2 protein-coding genes and 1 pseudogene are annotated in these 6,022 nt (G+C 73.9%); 1 reads left to right on the forward strand and 2 read right to left on the reverse strand.

The features are described 5' to 3' along the window. Positions 1–783 (reverse strand): annotated as a pseudogene (locus AC08OP_RS19190) (IS66-like element ISFsp11 family transposase); the annotation flags it as partial. A gap of 342 nt (positions 784–1,125) precedes the next feature. On the opposite strand from AC08OP_RS19190, the gene AC08OP_RS19195 reads away from it, so the two are divergent. Beyond that, a complete protein-coding gene (locus tag AC08OP_RS19195; RefSeq protein WP_476615454.1) occupies positions 1,126–2,391 on the forward strand; it encodes a hypothetical protein in 1,266 nt (421 codons plus the stop codon). A 1-nt stretch (position 2,392) separates the two neighbouring features. Here the strand turns inward: AC08OP_RS19195 and AC08OP_RS19200 are convergent. After that, positions 2,393–6,022 (reverse strand): AAA domain-containing protein (locus AC08OP_RS19200; RefSeq protein WP_476615455.1); only part of this gene is annotated, 3,630 nt, incomplete at its 5' end.

Genomic DNA, 6,022 nt, shown 5'->3' on the forward strand with positions numbered 1-6,022 from the left:
GACGAACCCGGCCGAGACCGGCACCCCGAGCAGCGCGCCAACGACCATCGCCGTCCGCTCGACGGGCATGTTCCCCTCGGAGGCCAGCAGCACCGCCGCCGCGTGCAGCCGCGGCCCGTAGGACACCGTGCCCGCCGCCGCGTGCCGCACCCCCGGCACCGACCCGGCCGTGACCTTCCCACAGCAGCCGCGGCGGCGCCGCGGCAGCACCCACGCGACCTTCTCCAGCACCGGGTCGAGCAGGTCCCACACCTGCGCCCAGCCACCGGCCAGCACCTCGGCACCAGCAAGATCCGCCTGGCACGACGAACATTCCGCCGGCGGATCCGCCGGTAACGACCGATCCAGCCCCGCCTCCCGGCTCAGCCCCGCACCGGGATGCCCCGGCTGCCCGCCCGGCTTCCGGTCCTTCGAACGGACCCGCTCCGACGAGGCCCGCCGCTGCGCCTTCCGTTTCTCCTTCGCACCGATCGGCTCCCTCGACGGCGGCACGGAGGAGTTCGTACTGTCCATCGACAGCCGCCGCCGCAGGTCAGCGACCTCAAGCTCAGGCTCGGCGACCCGCCGCCACGCCCGGTCCCCCTCAGCCCGCGCCGCGGCGAGCTGCGACTCATGACGTGCGGCCGCGTCCGCAACGACCCACCGCAGCCGCTCGTTCGCCGCCGCCAGCTTCTCGTTCGCCGACCGGGCCTCGACCAGCCCTTCGGCAAGCCCCTCAATCCGCGCCTCGGCCGCCGCCAGACGCCGCTCCCACAACGCGGACGGATCAGCCACACCCCTGATCCCCCACGCCCAACCACGCCGATCAAGCAACGTCCACGACGTGTCCCCCCACCACAAACCCCAAGGTCAGCGGGCCACGCCCGCCCACCCCTGAATGGACACGGGCTCAGTTCCCTCCGGCCGGCCAGTCCTGCCAGCATGGCCCGCTGTTCGAAGCGGGGCAGCCCGGTCGTCTGGTGCCCATCTTCGCCCGCTCCGACCAGGTGTCCGATGATGCCACTGAGTGCCGGTTCTGCGCCGAGGTGTAGAAATGCGCGGTCTGCCCAGGACAGTCCCGGTGCGTACTCCTCGGCCGTGAAAGCGGTGGCGCGGGTGCCCCGAGGGGCTCGGAATCGGGGGGTTATGCCGGACTCATCCGCTCTTGATGTCCTGATCGGGCTCGCGCTGCTCTTTGCCGCGTTCAGCCTCGCCGTCTCCCGGATCAACGAGGCCGTGCTCGCTCTGTTCCGCTACCGGGGGCGCCAGCTGGAGGCCGAGCTGCGACGGCTGCTCGGCGGTGACCGGCCCGCCGAACCGTCCGATCCGGGGGCGGACCCGCCCGCGGATCGGACGGACCTCGTCGCCGAACTGTTGGACGGGCCGCTTCTGGCCATGCGCGCCACCGGCCGCGACACCTCCCTGCCGGCCATGGCCGACCATCCGCCGGTTTCCGGGACCTGGGGCTCGGTGCGCCGCGCGCACACATTGCGGTTGCCGTCCTACCTGCCGTCCACCGCCTTCGCTCAGGCGCTGCTGGACCGGGTCGACCCGCCCGCCCGGGCCATGCTGTCCCAGCTCCGCCCGGACACCCTGCCCGACCACGTCTCCGACGAGGCCAGGGCCGCGTACCGGCGGGCCTACGACGGTGCCCGGCATGCCCTCGAGGAGAGGTCCGCCCAGGCCCTGTACGACGCGATGCCCGTGGATCACCCCACCGGGCGGGTCGTGGCCGCTGCGCTCGTCGCCGCCACCAAGGCCGGAGCCGTGGGAACGGTGGAGGACGGGCTCGCCGCGATGCCCCCCTCCCCGGTGAAGACCGCGATGACCACGGCGATAGTCCAGGCCGGCGGGGACCGCGAGAAGGTCGTCCTCGAGCTGGCCCGGTGGTACGACGACGCGATGGACCGCCTGTCCGGGTGGTACAAGCGGCGCATCGCCGTCTTCCTGCTCGGCTACGCGGTCCTGCTGTCCGTCCTGTTCAACCTCGACGCGATCGGGATCGCGCGGGCGCTCTGGCAGGACGGCACCGTGCGGCAGGCGGCCGTGACCGCGGCCCAGGCCGAGGTGGGTTCATCCGGCGAGGCGGCCGGGGATTCCGCCGGGGATTCCGCCTCCGGCACCCGCCTCACCTCCGACCAGCCCACGGTGGGGGACGCCACGGAACAGGTGATCAAGACGGTGCGCGACGCCTCGGGGCTCGCCTTCCCGATCGGTTGGGTCCACAACTCCGCGGGCCGCGACGACCCACGGGAGGTTCCCGACTCCGTCGAGGGCTGGCTCCTGAAAATCGCCGGCATCGCGATCGCCTGCTTCGCGCTCACCGCCGGCGCCCCCTTCTGGTTCGACCTGCTTGGCAGACTGGTGAACATGCGCGCCACCGGCCCCAAACCCCGGGCCGCCAACGGATAGATCAGGACTCTTCCGTCGGCGGGCCGGCCGGTGGCCGTGGTGGCCGTGGTGGCCGTGGTGGCCGTGGTGGCCGAGTTGTGGGGAGCAAGGCACGGTCCAGGGACCGCAGACCGTGCTCAGGTCCCCCAAATTCGCCACCTGGCACTGGCACTGGCACTGGCGCCGGGTGGATGCCGAGCTGGTCGAGACGCCGCACCAGCGCGTCCAGGGTCGGCCGGGGATGCCGGTAGAACTCCGAGCCGCGGATCCGGAAGAACGTCCAGCCGAGCCGTTCCAGGATCCGCTGGCGGCGCAGATCCGCCTCCCACTGGTCGGGCCCGTGGAAACGGTCACCGTCGCACTCGACCGCGAGGCGGGGGCCGCGGCGCCCCACATCCCCAGCGGCGGCTCCCGCGGCGGCGGCTCGCTTGGCGGTGGCTCCTTCGGTGACGGCTTGTTCGGCGGTGGCTCGCGCGGCGGCGACCCCCTCGGCGACCCCCTCGACGACCAGGTCGGAGACCCCCTCGACGACCAGGTCGATCCGGTAGCGCCCGACCGGATGCTGGGGGCGAACCCGGTAGCCGCGGGCGAGGAGCTCGCGCAGGACGGCCCGTTCGAACTCGCTCTCGCAGCGATCGGCCAGATCCGTGTCGAGCCGTCCGGTCTGCCCGGCGTACATGTACTCGATCAGCTGGCGCCGCACATCGTCGTCGCGCAGCGTGGCCGGGTCGACGCTGTGGAACACCCACATCTGGTTGCGGGCGCGGCTCGCGGCCACGTTGACCCGTTGCTGGTCACGGCGGCGGGTGGCGGCCGAGCGGTTGTCGTCCGCGACGACGGAGATGAAGATGACGTCCCGTTCGTCGCCCTGGAACTGGTACGGGTCGCCGACCCGCAGGTCGCGGCGGGAGAACTCGCGCTCCCCAAGCCGGTCGACCAGGGTGTGTTCGATGAGGCGGGGCTGGCCAGCGCCGAGCAGGGTGACCACGCCCATGCTCATCCCCTCGTAGGCCGGGTCGGCGCAGCAGGCGAGGACCCGCTCGACAAGGGCTTGCGCCTCCGCCGGGTTCGCGTCGCCGAAGCGGGTCTGCGACCGGGCGCCCCCGGGGACCCGGACCGGTCGCAGCGGCGCGCCGATGGCGAGCTCCGGATCCTCCCGCAACGGCAGGATCTGCTGGTCGTAGAAGCGGTTGGAGAAGCCGATGATGTCGGGCAGGCAGCGGAAGTGTTCCTTGAGCACGATGGTGCGCGGGAAGACCCGGGCCGCGGTGTCGTAGAGACTTGCCTCCACGTCGAGCAGCGAACGCTGGGCGACGTCGGGCAGGTGCGCGTCGATCAGGGCATGCACCTTGGCCCGTTCGATGCCGACGGCCTCCGGACTCGTCTGGGCGTCGTCGCCGACGACGACGGCCTTGCGGCCCAGGCTCAGCACGCCGAGGGCCAGTAGGTCGCACTGGCTGGACTCGTCCACGATGACCACGTCGAACAGGTTGTCGGCGCCCGGGTCGAAGTTCTCCATCACCCGGTGCGTCGGCATGATCCACACCGGTACGGCGCCCATCGCCGCCCGCATGTGGGCCCGGGCCTCGGCGCGCCACCGCGGGGCGTACTTCCCGGTGCCCTTCCCGATCCGGTCGAGTGCCTGCACCCAGCCGGTCAGCGCCCGGCGCTGGGAATCGCCGAGCCGGATCGCCAGGCCCAGCCGGGCGGAGCGACGCGTGGTCTCCAGCACCAGGGCGCGCACGTGCCGCGAGGCGTCGGCGAGCTGACGGCCGAGCGTGGTGAGGTCGCCGTCGGCGTGCAGGTCGTCGAGCCAGGTCTGGGCTTGGCGCCAGCGCCACGCCTCGCCGGCCCGCACCGGATCGCCGGCCCGCACCGGATCGCCGGCCCGCACCGGATCATCGGCCCGCACCGGATCACCGCAGCCCGACGGGTCACCCTGCCCGGTGAGGATGGCGTCGGTCCACAGCGGCGCGACCGCGCGCAGCCGGGCCGCCAGCCGGTCCCGGCGTTCCACGTCGGGGCGCAGCGCCGCCAGCCGGGCGCTTTCGTCGAGCAGCGCCGTCCAGGCCGCCAGGTCCCGCCTGGCCAGCGCCTCGTGCAGGCCGGCCCACACCCGGCCGGCCTGCGGGCCACGGCCTCCCTCGGTGAGCGCCCGTTCCACCACGGCGAGCGCACCGACGATCTCCTTCTCGCGCCGTCGGCCGGTCGCCGCGGCAAGCAGGCCGGCGAGGTGGGAAAGCGTGTCCGGGTCGGAAGGCGCCGTCGTGACGCGATGGCCGGTGGGATGGCCGTTGGGGAAGCCGGTGGGATGGCCGTTGGGGAAGCCGGCGCGATGGCCGGAGGCGAAGCCGGGAGGGAAGACGGCGCGCAGCCGGGCGGACAGCTCCGGCGCCGCCCGGCGTTCCCAGTCGACGGCATCGGCGAGGCCGCCGGCGACCGCGTCGAGCCGGGTGAGGACGTCGGGTGCCGCGGGCTCGACGGCCTCGCCGCCGAGGGCGGCGGCGATCGCGGCCTGACGGGTGGCGGCGGCGGTCAGCGTCTGACGGCGGCGCACCTCTGCCTCGACGATTGCCACATCGCCCACCGTGCGTGCGACCAGCCCGTCAACGCGCACCGCGTCGTGCAGGTCCCGCAGTTCCCGCCCGCCGAGGCGGGGGATCCCCCGGCCGGCGGCGAAGCGGCCCCGCAGGTCGGCGAGCAGCCTCAGCTGGACCCGCGGGTCACCGGTGGGCAGCTCGATGGAACGGCCGAAGGTGAGGGTGGTCAGGCGGCGCAGCTCGGCGACCTCGGCGGCGAGGGCCGTGGCCTGGTCGGCCCAGAACCCGGCCTGCTCACCCGATGGCGCGCACTGCGCCCGGGCGGTGGCGAGCCAGCCGACCGACAGCCGGCGCAGCCGGTCGGCGGCGGCCCGGGTGTCCTCGACCAGGGCACGGACGCCGTCGGCACCGTCGGCACCGTCGGCATCGAGGGCATCGAGAGCGTCGAGCGCGTCGACGGACAGGCCGGCCTGTTCGAGGTCGGCGAGCCCGGCGCGGATCTCGTCGAGTTCGTCGTGCAGCCGGCCGAGGGTGACCGCGCCCGGCAGCGACGCGCCGTCCGGCAGGTCGTCCGGCAGATTGCTCGCGGCGGCCCGGGCGTCGGCGGGGGTGATCTCGCGCGCGGTCCGGTAGAGCTCGGCGAGCTCGGCCGGGCCGAGCGGAAGCGCGTGGGTGGGGTCGAGCCGGTCGGGGACGAACCCGAACTCGTCCGCGCGCTCGGCCAGCCAGCTCGCCACCTCCGGCGCGCGTTCCCGCCCGTGCGGCAGGTCGAACTCCCGCGCCTCGCTGGCCAGCAGGTCGATCATCCGCAGTTCGAGGGTGCGGGCGGTGGCGCGGGCGGCGTCCAGCTCCTCGGCGAGGGCCTTCACGGCCGCGGTCTCCCGCGCCGGGTCGACCTCGCTGACCGCCCCGGAGATCTCTACGACAGCGGCGCGCAGTTCGTCGAGGTCGGCCCGGCTCGACCCGAGCACGGCGACGGTCAGGTCGCGCAGCTCCCGCGGGATCTTGTCGCGCAGCACCGTGAGGGCCTGTTCGTCCTGCGCGGTGACGAGCACCCGCTGCCCGTGTGCCACGAGGTGGCAGATCATGTTCGCGATGGTGTGGCTCTTGCC

Source organism: Frankia sp. CeRuru1 (assembly GCF_977966315.1).

Bases quoted from the DNA above. Each gene is read 5' to 3' on its own strand.
- AC08OP_RS19195 (WP_476615454.1), top strand. From the start codon at position 1,126: ATGCCGGACTCATCCGCTCTTGATGTCCTGATCGGGCTCGCGCTGCTC.